Source organism: Sphingomonas sp. CROZ-RG-20F-R02-07, from assembly GCF_022662335.1.
In the GTDB taxonomy this organism is placed as follows: domain Bacteria; phylum Pseudomonadota; class Alphaproteobacteria; order Sphingomonadales; family Sphingomonadaceae; genus Sphingomonas.
In genome coordinates this window covers 354,713-368,199 of sequence record NZ_JAKNQJ010000001.1, presented here as the reverse complement: position 1 = coordinate 368,199, position 13,487 = coordinate 354,713, and the positions used below count along the sequence as shown (strand labels likewise).

The following is a 13,487-nucleotide window of genomic DNA, read 5'->3' as shown; positions in this document are numbered from 1 at the left end:
TCGCAAAACGCGCGGGCGGAATGACTTCGGCCAAGCGCAGCCTCCCCAGCCGTTCGTGCTGAGCTTGTCGAAGCACGCTCTCCACCATCGAATGTTTGCAGGCGTTACAGGCCCTTCCACGAGCTCAGGGCGAACGGATCAGGGAACATCGTCCGACCTTGGCCACGCCGCGGCGCCCGCCCGACCCTAGCGAGTCTCGCGCATCTGCCACACCACGCGGCCGATCACCGCGATCGCGCCGTCCGGCACGGGGGGCGCGGCGGGATTGTCGCTGGTGGCGACGATCCGCCCGCCCTGCACGCCCAGCCGCTTGACCATCGTAGCGTCGTCGATCCGGATCACGAAGACCCCGCCGCGTGGGCGCCGATCCGCGGTGTCGATCAGGATCTGGTCGCCGTCCATCAGCCTCGGCTCCATCGAACTGCCCCGCACCCGCAGGATCGCGCCCGCGCCGGGCGTCAAGCCGAGCCGCCGCAGCAGCACCGGATCGAACGCATCCGCGCCGAGCGTCACCTCGCCATCGACCAGCGCGCCCGGCCCCGCCGACACGCCGATATCGAGCCGCGGCACGCGCACCGGCCCGCCCGTGGCCGCCGGCCCGCCCAGCACCGCCTCCGCCACGCCGAAGAACGCCGCCAGCGCCTGCCGGTCGCGATCGGCCAGCGCGCGCGGGGTGCCGCGCTTCACATATTGCTGCAGATAGGCCGCGTTGCGCCCGATCATCGCGGACAGCGCGGCGAGGCTGACGCCGCCGGCCGCCGCGTGATGCGCCAGCGCCGCTCTTGGATCCAGATCCGACATATCTCCCGCCTAGCGTAGGAAGTTTTCCTAGACAAGTTGGAGGGGCCGGAACATTTCAAGAACATCGATGGCGAATCAGCGAGGCTCCCCATGTCCATCATCATCAAGATCGACCGTTATCTGCGGCACACGGCGATGCCCGTGACGCGCTTCGGCCGGCTCGCGGCGAACGACCCGCGGCTCGTCGGCGACCTGCGCCGCGGGCGCCAGCCCGGGCCCGACCTGGTCGCACGAATCGAAGCGTTCATCGAGGGGCCACGCGCATGAGGATGGATCGGATCGGCCCGGTTGATGCGGGAACGCTGCTCCTCCGGGCGCTGCGGGCGAGCGCGGCGGCGGCGGGTTGCACCGTCGCTGTAGCGTGACAAAAGGTTCTGGAGTCTGTGACAAGAGAGTCTGGAGCAATTCAAACGGCGCTAGGCCGCCTCTGAGCGGCTTTTAAGAGCCCGCTCAGACCCACTCCTCAATCCCGATATCCCAACGCGTCTGTTGCCGGTTGCGACGCTCATAAACCTTCCACTTTTCGAATAGGCCGTAAAAGATGCGGGAGCGCAGGCCCGGCAACGAAGCCGCGTTCTCGATCACTAGCGCAGGCTTGGTTTCCCCGAGATCAAGCGCGATCTGTTCAAGCTGGTCAGCCTCGGTCAGCGAGAGATCACCGAAGGTCCAGCCGAAGCGGCGCTTCCGAACGCCGTCCACAACGGAAAAGCCTCCCGAAGGCAGCGAAGTCGCCGAGCCGGTATCGATCGGCTGCCGGCCCGCGCCCCATTCCTGCCCAAGCGCGGCGACGAACGCGAGCCCGACGACGGCCACACCGATCGTCAGCGGGGTGCCGGCAGGCTGATTGACGGTGATCGTGAGGTAGCGCGCGGTCACTGCCAACCCATTCCAGAGTGCATGGCTGATCGTCGCAAACCTCCCGCTCACGTCCGGGACGCGGAGGATCGCCTGGGGCTGGATCACGAACTCGGCACCTTCTGAGAGGCCACCGGTGATCGTCCACGTCGCCGTGGCGACAGGTGGTCGGACGTAGCCGAGGAAGATGGTGTCGATGGAACGCGCTTGACCAAGGTCGATCGTGATGGCGGCGGCCGATCCTGCGGCGCTATCGGCCCAGACTTCTTTGGGATCGCGGCTGGTAAGGTTGGCCGCGCCGGAGCCGCGCGACGCGGTGGCCTGGAAGTCCATGGGCTCGATAATCAGCAGCTTCGTCATGCAACGCCTCGTAGCGGCCGAAGAACGGTCACGATGGTGATCCCAGTTGCCTGATCCATCTCTACCCCAGTCACAAAAACATCAACGCCGCCGTCGTAGCCCAGTTGGTCGGAGATGAAGGTGACGACATGGCCAAGGTCGTTCTGCCAGTCGGTTCCGACCACCGTGTGCAGATCGACAGCAAAGGGACCGCGCGAGAAGAATGCCACTTCTCGATCAGCCTCGACGGTAGCCGCCGCAAAGTTGGCGATCCCGGTGACACGCTCCGTTGTGAGGGCGCTCGCCCCCCAGCGGGCCGTCGCCGCGTTGTCCGTGCGCACGACGTTGTCGGAGTCCGCCTGGAGCCATTGCGCGAAGAGAGGATCGACGGCCATCAGCTCTGCGGGGGCTGGCAAGCGAGCAGAAACATCAGCAGCTCCGTATAGCGGATGCCCCAGCGCATGACCGGCGCGCCATGGTCGTCCAGAACGGGCTCCGTGATGTCGCGCGCGACCTCCGCCGTGCTGTCGATCAGCCGCGGCACGTCATGCACGATCGGTACGCGGACCTCGGGGATCTCGGGCACCGCCGCGACCGCAGCCTGCACGACCTCTCCGGCGTCATCGCGAACCTCGGCCGCCGCGGGCGAGCCGGCGACGAACGGCTGCTCGATCCGCGTGAGCGGGTTGCCGCTCTCGTCGAAGACGGGAAAGCTGTCGACGATCTGCCGCTCGACCGGGACTATGACGACGCGCTGGACGGCACGCCCATCGATCATCTCGATCGTCGTTTGCGGCTCCTGCACCGTTTCCATGGCCGGCACGCGGGTCGGCACCGTCTCGATCTCCTGCCGGTGAACCGTCAGCGGATCGCGGCAGAGAAAGGCATAGTGCATCGGGTCCGCGATGCCGGCATCCAAGCCAGCCTGATAAACGTCCTGCGCCAGCACGCCCCAGTGCATGCGGGCGCCGCCCACGCCCTTCTCCGCAATCGCATCGTTGAACTGGTAGGCGACGACCGCGATCGACTTTGCCCAAGCACGCTCCTGATTCGTCAGCGTGGTCGAGCGCACCGTCTTGAGCGTCTTGTCCGACGTGTTGATCGTGTTGGTGCCAGCGAAGACGGTGCTGTAACGGTTGGATGCGGTGCCGATCGATGCGGTATTGTCTGTGGTGCCGGGCTGGATATTTCCGGCGCCGTCCACGAAAAATGAATAGCCGTTTTGCGCGTAATTGAAGGCGGCGAACTGGTAGCCGGATTTGCTCCAGGCCATCACACCGACATTGACCGCCCCACCTGCGCCAGCGCCGGGCGCCGCGCCGTACAACCCCCATGTGCGGCCGGTGGTGGAGGTAGGATTGCTCGTGCCCAGATTGGCGATGCCCGCGCAGCCGATGGCCCATCCGGGGCCGGCGATGTCGTCTTGTGTCGCCACGCCGTAGAGTGCGGCAGCAGCGGCGTTCGCGGTGTAGACGTTGTGGGTAGAGGCCGAGACCGTTCCGGCAGTTGTCTGATTGCCGGTGACAGCCAAATTGCCTGCTATCGTGTTGGTTGCGCCGTCCCAGCGATAGCGCGGGGTGCCGCTGCCGTCGGCGAGGACGATGTTGCCATTCATGCCGGCGACGGCCGCATAGATGCCGACGATTGTATTGTTGCCGTCGCTACCCGCTAGCTGCGATCCAGCGCCATAGCCCAGCAGCGTATTGCCTCCGCCGGTGGTAACGCTGCTGCCCGCGTTGGTGCCGACATAGACGCTCGACGAACCCGAGTTGACCGACTGGCCCGCCCGCAGCCCGAGCGCGGAGTTGGAGCCCCCGGATGTGAGGCTGGAGAGCGCCTGGAGACCGACCGCGACATTGTTAGAGCCCGTGGCCGCCGCAGTATTTCCAGCGCCATAGCCAACGCCCATGTTCGCGTAGCTGGCCGAATCAGAGCTGATCGTGACCGGATAAGTGCCCTTGCCTACGCTGAACGGGCCTGCGGTGGCCACCGCGCCCGACGATGAGACGGTGATACGGTCGACGCCGCCAGTGACAATCGCAAGCGCATTGTCGCCGGTCCGACGCACGCCGGTGTCCTGATCGGCTGCGAACGTGATCCCAGGCGCTGCGACCGTGCCGTCGCCGAAGCGCCCGGCAAGCGCGGTGGTGAGATAGCCGGTGAACTGCGACAGCAGCGTCGCCAAGGCCGAAGCCGCGGCTTGCGCGAAACCTTGGTTCGGCTGGATCGAATAGGCTTGGCCGGACGCTGTCGCGCCCAGATAACCGGACGGATTGCCGAGCGTGATTTGCGTATCGGAATTGACCGCTGCCACTTCATAAGCCCGCCCATCGGGCAGATTGATTGCGTGCCCCACTTGGACGTTCGCCACGAAGGCCGTGCCCGTGCCGGTGACGACCTGCGATCCGTTGGTGACGGCGATTGTTCCGCCCCGATACCATGCCATTTAGAGGTTCCTTTCGGTCATTGAATGTTGGTGTTGCCGCCGGAGTAGCCGCCGCCACCGGAGCTCCCGCCCGAGCTGGTGCCGCCCGAGCTCGTGCTGCCCCCACTGGTGGCACCCGAGCTGCCGCCACTGGAGACGATGGATGATCCGCTGCCGGTCGATGACCCGATCGAGCCCTTGCGCAGCTCGGTCACCTCCAGCGTGGCGCCGCCCCTGATCGTCAGACTGAGGTTCTTCACGTTGGTGTTCTGCATGGTGAAGGTGACGGTGTGCTGCCCGGCGCTGACGCCAGTCAGGAACTTGAACGGGGTGATCGGCATCTCGCCCTGCGAGGTCTGCGTATCGAGGACGATGTTGACGCGGGCGGCCTGCACGCTGTTGCCGTCGAGCAGGATGTTGCCGATGAACTGGAGATCGTCCGGGCTGTAGCAGTTGGCGAAGAGCACCATCTTCAGCACGCTGCTATCATCCTCCTTGACGAAGGTGACGCTGACGACGTTGGCGGTCTGGTTCTGGCCGATCGCAAAATCGCCGCCGGTCGACTGGAAGGCGCACTTTTGGGCGGCGCCGAGCTGCAAGCCGTCATAGGAGACGGACCCGGCGGCAAGCGTGTTCACGCGCACGCTCGGCATCTGGATCGTGCCGTCGTCGGCGATCGAGAACACCTGCCGGTTGTTGCCGCCGTTTGGCTGCACGATCCGGAAGTTGTCGACGACAAAAGAGGCGTCGGTCCGTCCGGAGCCGTTGTTGAGCGCGAAGCCGGTGATCGCGCCGTTCGCGTTGAACTCGACGCCCCACTTGGCGAACAGCCCATTGATGGACTGTCCGTACTGGGTGAGCGTGTTGGTATGACCGCCAACGGTGGTCGATACGGAGCTGAGCTGGCCAGACAGCGCGCTGTTGACCCCCGACTGCGCCACCAGAGTTTGGTTTATCGAGGCGAGGTTTTGGCCGGTTTGCGCGGTGAAGTCGCTAAGCGACTGGGCCGTCGCGTCCGCCTTGGTGGTGACGGCGCTGATCCTGGTATTAGCGCCGGCCAGATTGAGGATCGTCGTGTTGAGGCTCGTCGCCAGCCCGGCGATGTTGCCGTTGGCCGCGTCCAGCCCGGCCGCGTTGACGGCGATCTTGTCGTTGGCCGTGCTGAGGCCAGCGGCGGCAGCCGTGATCTTGTCGTTGGCGGTGCCGAGGCCGGCCGCGACACCGCCGATCTTCGTGTTTGCGTCGGCGATGCTGCTCGTCGTGCTGGCCGACAGGCTGGTGAGCGATTGGGCGGTCGCGTCCACCTTGGAGGTGACAGCGGTGATCCGGCTGCTCGCATCGGCGAGGTTGGTGATGGTGGTGTTGAGGCTCGCGGTCAGCCCCGCGATGTTGCCGTTGGCCGCGTCCAGCCCGGCCGCGTTGACGGCGATCTTGTCGTTGGCGGTGCCCAATCCGGTCGCGTTGACCGCGATCTTGTCATTGGCCGCGCCGAGGCCGGCCGAGGTGACAGCGATCTTGTCATTGGCGGTGCCGAGGCCGGCCGCGACACCGCCGATCTTCGTGTTTGCGTCGGCGATGCTGCTCGTCGTGCTGGCCGACAGGCTGGTGAGCGATTGGGCGGTCGCGTCCACTTTGGAGGTGACCGCGGTGAGCCGGCTGCTCGCATCGGCGAGGTTGGTGATTGTCGTGTTGAGGCTCTTGGTCAGCCCGACGATGTTGCCGTTGGCCGCATCCAGCCCGGCCGCGTTGACGGCGATCTTGTCGTTGGCAGTGCCCAGGCCGGCCGCGACACCGCCAAGCGCCGTGTTTGCGTCGGCGATGCTGCTCGTCGTGCTGGCCGACAGGCTGGTGAATTGCTGCGAGAGCGCTTCCGTGGCGGAAGCGATTGCCGTCTGCTGGCTCTTGAGGGTGGACACCGTCGAGGCCGTCTGCACCTTGAAGTCGGTCAACGCCTGCGCCGTCGCATCAACCTTCGTCGACACGACGCCGATCGCCGTGTTGGCGGCGGCGAGGTTGCCGGCGATGCTCGCCTGATAGGTCGTCAGCGTCTGAGCGGCGGCTTGGTCGGCGGCGAGGCGGGCGGTGCTCTCGGTTGCCAGCGAGGCGGTGGCCGCGCCGATCTGCACGGCCAGCGAGGTGGAAAGCGTCGCAATCGCATCGAACGCGCCGGTGACGCGCGCGCCAAGCTCTTGACGCGCCTGCGCGATGCCATCGGCCGCCGTCTGTGCGTTCTGCGCGCCGTTCAGCATGTCGAGGATCGATGTCGCGCCAGCGATGTCGCCGTCGCCAGCCGAGCGCCGTGATGCTGTCACCGACTGCGCGATCGATGCCCCGTCGAGTGCGGAAAGGGTCTGCTCGGCGACACCAAGGCGGGCGCCCTGCGCATCCACGGTGGTCTGGGATGCCTTGGTGGCGACGGTGGCGGTCAGCGCGTTCAGCGACTGCTGTACCGCGCCGACCGTGCCCTGGATGCCGGTGACGACGGTGGCGTCGGCCTTGAGCTGGACGGTCGCGGCGAGGCCGTTGATGTTCGTCTCGGCGCTGGTGAGGCGGACGAGTATCGACGACAGGTCCACCGTCTGGCCGGGAAGCTGCGCGGTGGCGATCGCGTTCTTGACGTAGCTGACATCGGCCTTGAGCGAGATCGTCGCGAGCTGCGCGTTGAGGGCGACCGACAGGTTGGTGATCTGCTCGCCCCGGCTCTCGACGGCATATAGCTTGGCGACGCCGCTCGACGGATCGGTGTAGAGGCCGGCGTCGCGAAAGACGTTCTGCACCAGCGCCTGCCCGGCGGTGAGCTGCGCGACGGCCGCGGAGAGGCTGGCGAGATCGGTTTCGAGCTGCCGGCGGCTAGCATCGGTCGCCGCGCCCAGGTCGGGCAGCGCCACCTTGCCCAGAACAGTGGGCGCGCCCGCGATCGTCGCGATCAGCGTGCCGTCGGTCTGAAGCGTCAGCAGCGGGTTGAGCAGCTCGGCCGCCGTCACAATGCGGCCCGTAGCATCCCGCACATCGGTACCGATCGTCGCGCCCTTGGTGGCATTGTCGACTGGCTTGGTCCCGGTCGGATCGCTGACGTTCGGCCACTGCGCCGTGGTGGCGGCGGCGGCGATCGCTGTCGTGACCGGCACGCCCGTGTCGTAGACGACGTCGGTCGCCAGCACGATGCCGGCGAGATCGCCCCGCGCCATCGGCGACCAGTTGCGGCGGTAGCCGAGCTTGCGCGCGGTCACCGGCTTCATCGTCTTCTGCCGGGTGACGCCGTAGCTACGCGCGACGCGGGTAGAGGCGTTCCACTCCCAGCGCCGAAATGCGATCGCGCCGCCGCTCAGCATCCACGACAGCGAAACGTCGCCGAGAATGCCGCTGACCAGATCGGACGCCGTGGCGCTGTCGCTGTCGACGAAAACGCCGCAGGGTGCAGGGCGCGCGGCGGCAGCGGCCGCCACCTCGCCGGCCCCGAAGGTTAGCGTCGAGCGAACCGCGACCAGGCTGGCGACGATCTCGGGCGCTGTCTCGACATAGCCGCTCGCTACCTCGCCGCGGATGTCGGCATGCAGATCGCCAGCCGGCTGGGCCCACCATTTCACGCAGCCGATCGAGGGGCAGACAACACCGCCGCCCTGAATGGCCTTCGCGCTCTGCAAGGCCGTGAAGGTGGCGGCGACTGTGCCCTGCCAGCCGAGCAGGGTCAGCGCGGATGCGGACGGTGCCGCGCCCTTGTCACGCACCTGATCGAACGACAGCCACTGATGGTTCGGATCGCCAAAGCACCAGATGTTGTTCGCCGCGTCGAGAACCTGCCCAATGACGTTGAAGCACTGGCCCCAGGCACGCGGCTTGATCTTGCTCGCCAGCGCGGCCGGCCCCTCGATGCCGCCGGTGCCGGCGAAGCGATCGGTAAGGATCGCCCGCTTCAGATCGGTGGTCTGATCGGCAAGCGCGATCCGGAGCGCACCCGTCTCGACCGCCGTCTCCAGGACAAGCCCGGCGCTGGCGATCGGCGGCAGGGCCGCGCCCTCCGGCCCGATGCGCACCGTGATCGGGGCGTCAGTCCAGAACAGGTTCGAAAGATCGAAGAGCGCAGCGCTCGATTCGGGCGTCCAACGCAACTCCAGCGCCTGGGCGACACCACCACCGCCGAGCTGCTCGCCGTCGAAGTCGAGCGAGGCGATCGCCTTGGGCAGCCCCTCGATCCCGGCGCGGTAATGCTGGTCGTTATAATGATAGGGAAATTCGCCCCCGCCACCGGCGAGCCGGACCGCCACGGGCGAGCCGTCGATCGCCGATCGCGGCGTTGCCTCGACGAGGATTACGACAGCAACCATCAGACCGTCGCCAGGCTGGCGAGATTGAAGCTCTTCGCGGCGCCGGCCGACGTGCCCGCGAGCAGGCTGTTCGCGGTGTTGAGCGCCGCGATGATCTGCGCGTTCTGGTCGTTGTTCTCGTCCAGCGCCGCGTTCGTGGTCGTGAGCGCAGGGTCGCTCTGGTTCTGGCCAGCCGCCGCCAGTATCTGCGCATTCGCCTTCGCAACCGCCGCCTGCGCATCGTTCAGCGTGGCGGTGCGGTCGGCCGCATAGGCGTCGGTCGTACCGTACGCATCCTTCGAAGCGGAAAGCTTGTCCTGGTAGAGCTTCGCCAGCGTGTCGGCAGCGCCATCAACACCGGCGTCCAGGTCCGCCTTCGCCTTCACGATCTGGGCGTTGATCGCGGTGATCTTCTCCATGGCAGTGCCTTCGAATAGGCTGCCGCTAGTCATGTCGGTGATAAGCGTCTGGAGCGAGCCGACCTGCTGTTTCAAGGTCGAAGCCATCAGCTTGGTGAGAGAGTCTGCGTTCGCTTTTTCAGTGGCAACGATGTCCAGGCCGTAAGTCTGGGCCAAGCGCAGCCGCTCCTTGGCACTGGCCGCCTCGGCGTCGAAAGTGGCCTTCAGCGAGGCTTGAACGCCGCCTAAGAGGATCTCCAGGTTCTTGACGCCGAGCGCCTCGGACAGCGCTTTCTGCGTATCGGTCGATGATCCCAGGGCGCGCTGGACCGCCTGATCGAGCCCCTGCACTGCGCCCTGCGCGATCGCCTGCGAAATGGCATAAGAGACGGCGGCGGTTTCGTCGTCTCCGAAGCCGACCGCACCTGAGCCCTTCACCCCGCCCAACGCCTTGCCGTTCACGTTGACGCGGAGATCATCCTTGTACTTGCCGATCTCGACGGCGAACGCGCCGATCGTGCCGCCCAGCTGCTGCGCGATCTGGTTCACGCCGGAGGACACGCTGGCGCCGAGACTGTTGCCCGCCTTGATCCCGGCGGCGTCGCTCCCAACCGTGCCTGACACGCCGGCCGAGCCGTTGACGGCAGAAACGGTAACGCCGCCCGGCTGCGCCTTCGGCGCGAATAGCTTTCCAACCAGGCCGCCGACGACGCTCAGGACGGGCGCGATTGCAGAACCGAGGGGACCAAGCGCGGCGGTGACGCCCTTGATGCTGCCCAAAATGCCGCCGACAGCGCCGCCGAGTTGCGAACCCGACGAACTCAGATTGATGCCGATCGTCTTTCCGATACCGGCGACCATCGACCCGGTAGCAGCCCCCTCTAGCCCCTTGCCGGCATATTTGCCGATCGATGCGCCTAGGCGCTCTGCCGTGTCGTGATTGGTGAAGAGCCCCGTGACGCTGGCCGCGACCTTCTGCATCGCGCTGACGAGATAGTCCGGCTTCGCCGTGTCGGGCTGGGCAGCGGCGGGCTTCAGCAGCTTGTTGGCCGTTACGACGATGTCGCCGGGGACGGAGATCGATCCATCCACGTTATTGCCCTGCGCGAGCTGGCTGGCGAGGTCAGGCGAGGCGGCCGTGCCGGCGACGTTGTTCGCAGCCGAACGAAGCGCGGCGACGAAGCCGCCCAGTGCCGAGGTCGCGTCCTGGACCGGCGAGCGGAAGGCGGCGACCGCCTCGGCAGTAGCCTTGCTTCGCGCGCTCACGTCATCGACGGCTGTCGAAAAACGCTTCGCGGCATCCTTCACAATCGACGTGCCGTTCGCCTGATCCTGAAGGTCGCGGAACGCGCCGTCGAACAGCTTGTCGAACAGCTGCTGTCCCTGGAGCGTCTGGAACGCGTCGATCAGCTTGGAGGGCGTCTTCAGGAATTGACCAAGGTCGCCACGCACGAATGCCTGGCTCGCGTCCTCGATCGCAGACTTGATGCTGCCAACCTCAGTCACATACTTGGCGTTAAGCGCGTTTCGGATTTCCAGCTCGCGCTGCTCGGCACGAACCGCCTGGACGCTCGCGAGAATGCCATCCTTTGCTTCGTCGGACAGCTTGCCCTGCTTTTGCTCCAGTGCGTTGATCTGCTCCAGCGCCTTGGCCTGATCGTCCAATCCCAACGCCTGGAGCTTCAGCACCTCGTAGGAGCGGCTCTGCTCGCGGATATAGTCGTCGTAGGGCTTCGTCAGGTTGGCCTGGATGACGGCCTTGGCCGCCGTCGCCTGATCGATCAGGGTCTGGAAACTGGGCGGCTTCTTCTTCGAAAGCTCGGCAATATCCTTGTCGAGACGTGCTACTGCCGCCCGGGCCTTTTCGACGAACGTCGGCGCATCGGTGAACTGCGCGACAAGCGAATTGATGTCGTTGCTGACGCCTGCCGTGAACGACGTGGTGTCGGCCGGCTTGCGCTCCTTCTTCTTTCGCTTCTTCTTCGCCGCCTCTTTTGCGGACTCGACTGCGTTCAGGGCATCGATCCGGGCCGCCTTATATTTGGCAAGTGCGGCGATCTTTTCCGGGCCATAAGCCATCCGTTCGATATCGGCAGCTTGGGTATCGACATCGTTCAGGTGGGCTTGGGCCTTCGACACGGCATCGCTGGCGGCAGCCGCATCTGCCTGCGCCTTGACGCTGGCGACGGTCGCAACGCTGCCGTTGCGCTGGGCGTCGGCCAGCTCCGTGATCTCGCCCCGTAGCTTTCGGCTGTTCTGGTTCGCAAACGCGGCCTGGGCGGCAAAACCCGACACCTGGTCAGCGAGCGGCTTGAACTTGGGATCGCTCGATGCAAGCGCGTTCAGGTTCTGCGAAAGGCGCACGACGCTCCCGTTGGCGCTGTCGATCGCATATTTCAGGCCGCTGTTGTCGGTCTGTTGAAAGCTAAGCGTCGTGGGATTGTAGAATGTCTGGACGTTCTTCTTCAGCGCCGCATCAGCCGCGTCGAAGCCTTGCTTGCCCTGGTCGAGCGATGCCTTGTCGGCAGCGGTCGCACCCTGCCGGCGCATCAGCGTCGCGTTCTGGATCAACGCCGCATTTTGGGCGATCAGCTTGCCCGTCGTCTTGTCGATGAAGTTGCCGATGTCGTTTTGATGCTCGGCGAAATTCTTCAGGGCGTCTTTGGCTGCGTCGGCCGCGCCCTCCGTCTCGAAGAGCTTGCCGATCAGCGGAGTGAGGACGGCGATACCGACGCTGACGGCGAGACCCCAGGGGCCGCCGAGGAAGCCGGCAACCCGGCCGATCGCGCCTTCGGTCTTGCCCGACTGCGCCGCCCACATCGTCATCGCTTCGGTGACGCGGCCCATCTCCATGGTCATGGCCCGCACCGGCGACTGCCCGGCGGCGACCGAATCCGAGAACGATCGCACCACGTGTTCGGCGATCATGCCCGACGCGCCCATGCGCATGCTGCCCTCGGCATGGCCGTGCGCGGCGGCGGTCGCCTGTTTCAACCCGAGCGCGTATTGCTCCTGGGTTATGTCGCCGCGCTGGAACGCGGTGTCGAGCAGGTCGGTCGCTTGGGCAAGCCGGCGCTGAGCCTCGGCCGCTGGATCGAGCTGCGCCTTCAGGCGCGCGAGCTGGGCCGCATACTCCGATGCGCCGCTGGCGGCCCGCGTTTGCGAGGACGCGTTCTGATTCGACGCTGCGCCGGATTGGGCGCTGGCGGTGGCGACGGCGGCGAGCATCGCGCCCAGCTGCCCGGCACGCACGGACAATTCGACCATCGACGCATTCACCGCAGCCTGCGCGGCGGCACCCTGCCGCATCTCGGCGACGGACGCCGCTTGCGCAGCCTCCGCCGCGCCAAGCGCCTGCGTCAGCTCGCGCGCGCCGGCTGCCGCCGCCAATTGCGACGCGCTCATCTCGGCGATGGCGGCCGACGCCGCCTCCCCTGCGGCGGCGACGCCATTCTGCACCTTCGTGACGGCAGCCGACGCGCCGCCTAGCTCGCGCGCACTGCCGGCGGCACCGCGCTGCGCCTGATCGAGTTCGGCGACGGGGGCGGCGGTGGCCTTCGCGCCGGTGGCGAGCGTCCGCACGCTCGTGACAAGGTCCTCCACTTCCTTGCGCGCAACCGACGCGTCGCCGGTGATTAGAAGAGAGGTTTTCAGCATTGTCGAAAGCTACCCTCGGTTGCCGTTCAGCGCGGACGCGGCCACGCGTTCCATCAGGCGGAAGGCGGACCAGTCGGCGGGCGAGATAGTGAGGTCGCCCTGTTCGAGCCCGACCTTCACCGCGGTGTAATCGAGCCCGTGCCAGAGCACCCGACCATCGGCGAGGCCAGTGGTCCGCCATTGGCTGCACACCGACAGGAAGGCATCCACGATCGGCATGTTGACCGGCCACACACCGAAACCTTCCGGCTCCGCCTCCAGGCTGGCGATCACCTCGGCCGGCGCGCCGAACTCCTGGGCGTCACCAGCCGCCTCCGCGAGATCAGGCGCCCCGCCAAGTGCCCAAATCCGCGCAGCCGCCTTCAGTTTCCCAACTGAGCCTTCGAAACCGCCGCAAAATAGGTCTGCGTGAGCGGCACGCGGACGAAGGGCATATCGATCAGCGCGTCGCGTGCGCGGTCCGAATAGGGCATCACCTGCCCGTCATCACCCTGCACGTCCTCGAAACCGACGAGGACCTTGCGCAAGAACGCGGTCGAGGTCGCTCCCTGCGCGTCGTCGTTGAAATCATACTGGGCGAGCTCGGCGATACCGAGCGTCTGATAGGTGGCCTTGAAGGTCTGCCCTTCGAACCCGCCATCGACGGGGACCTGGACGGTAACGCCGTGGGTAAAGCGGGGGGCGGTTTCGAGCTTGAACATGGACGTT

The 13,487-nt window shown here is 66.4% G+C and carries 9 protein-coding genes; 1 reads left to right on the top strand and 8 read right to left on the bottom strand.

Going from position 1 to position 13,487, the window contains the following annotated elements; all coding sequences use genetic code 11:
• Positions 1-186 precede the first annotated feature (186 nt).
• The gene (locus L8H00_RS01790; protein WP_242095507.1) at positions 187-801 is read right to left on the bottom strand and encodes a S24 family peptidase; all 615 of its coding nucleotides are present in this window, start codon (positions 799-801) and stop codon (positions 187-189) included.
• Positions 802-891: 90 nt separating this feature from the next.
• Between L8H00_RS01790 and L8H00_RS01785 the strand changes: the two genes are divergently transcribed.
• Positions 892-1,068, top strand: coding sequence for a hypothetical protein (locus L8H00_RS01785; protein WP_242095506.1), 177 nt, complete (start codon positions 892-894; stop codon positions 1,066-1,068).
• A 183-nt stretch (positions 1,069-1,251) separates the two neighbouring features.
• Here the strand turns inward: L8H00_RS01785 and L8H00_RS01780 are convergent, their stop codons facing one another.
• From L8H00_RS01780 to L8H00_RS01750, 7 genes are all read right to left on the bottom strand, one after another.
• Positions 1,252-2,016, bottom strand: a complete 765-nt coding sequence (locus L8H00_RS01780) for a hypothetical protein (RefSeq protein ID WP_242095505.1) — start codon at positions 2,014-2,016, stop codon at positions 1,252-1,254.
• The gene (locus L8H00_RS01775; RefSeq protein ID WP_242095504.1) at positions 2,013-2,390 is read right to left on the bottom strand and encodes a hypothetical protein; all 378 of its coding nucleotides are present in this window, start codon (positions 2,388-2,390) and stop codon (positions 2,013-2,015) included. The genes L8H00_RS01780 and L8H00_RS01775 overlap by 4 nt, the downstream gene beginning before the upstream one ends.
• A complete protein-coding gene (locus tag L8H00_RS01770; RefSeq protein ID WP_242095503.1) occupies positions 2,390-4,180 on the bottom strand; it encodes a tail fiber domain-containing protein in 1,791 nt (596 codons plus the stop codon). Before L8H00_RS01770 ends, L8H00_RS01775 begins: the two co-directional genes overlap by 1 nt.
• Positions 4,181-4,458: 278 nt before the next feature.
• The gene (locus tag L8H00_RS01765) at positions 4,459-8,745 is read right to left on the bottom strand and encodes a hypothetical protein (RefSeq protein ID WP_242095502.1); all 4,287 of its coding nucleotides are present in this window, start codon (positions 8,743-8,745) and stop codon (positions 4,459-4,461) included.
• Positions 8,745-12,779: a hypothetical protein gene (locus L8H00_RS01760; protein WP_242095501.1), complete on the bottom strand. Its 4,035-nt coding sequence runs from the start codon at positions 12,777-12,779 to the stop codon at positions 8,745-8,747. The genes L8H00_RS01765 and L8H00_RS01760 overlap by 1 nt, the downstream gene beginning before the upstream one ends.
• 9 nt (positions 12,780-12,788) lie before the next feature.
• Positions 12,789-13,052: a DUF1799 domain-containing protein gene (locus L8H00_RS01755; protein ID WP_242095500.1), complete on the bottom strand. Its 264-nt coding sequence runs from the start codon at positions 13,050-13,052 to the stop codon at positions 12,789-12,791.
• A gap of 89 nt (positions 13,053-13,141) precedes the next feature.
• On the bottom strand, positions 13,142-13,480 hold the full coding sequence (locus L8H00_RS01750) for a hypothetical protein (RefSeq protein ID WP_242095499.1): 339 nt from the start codon (positions 13,478-13,480) through the stop codon (positions 13,142-13,144).
• Positions 13,481-13,487 lie beyond the last annotated feature (7 nt).

What these genes read in the sequence shown, in the direction of transcription:
- L8H00_RS01790 (WP_242095507.1), bottom strand. Translation starts at nt 801, where the DNA reads ATGTCGGATCTGGATCCAAGAGCGGCGCTGGCGCATCACGCGGCGGCC.
- L8H00_RS01785 (WP_242095506.1), top strand. Translation starts at nt 892, where the DNA reads ATGTCCATCATCATCAAGATCGACCGTTATCTGCGGCACACGGCGATG.
- L8H00_RS01780 (WP_242095505.1), bottom strand. Translation starts at nt 2,016, where the DNA reads ATGACGAAGCTGCTGATTATCGAGCCCATGGACTTCCAGGCCACCGCG.
- L8H00_RS01775 (WP_242095504.1), bottom strand. Translation starts at nt 2,390, where the DNA reads ATGGCCGTCGATCCTCTCTTCGCGCAATGGCTCCAGGCGGACTCCGAC.
- L8H00_RS01765 (WP_242095502.1), bottom strand. Translation starts at nt 8,745, where the DNA reads ATGGTTGCTGTCGTAATCCTCGTCGAGGCAACGCCGCGATCGGCGATC.
- L8H00_RS01760 (WP_242095501.1), bottom strand. Translation starts at nt 12,779, where the DNA reads ATGCTGAAAACCTCTCTTCTAATCACCGGCGACGCGTCGGTTGCGCGC.
- L8H00_RS01750 (WP_242095499.1), bottom strand. Translation starts at nt 13,480, where the DNA reads ATGTTCAAGCTCGAAACCGCCCCCCGCTTTACCCACGGCGTTACCGTC.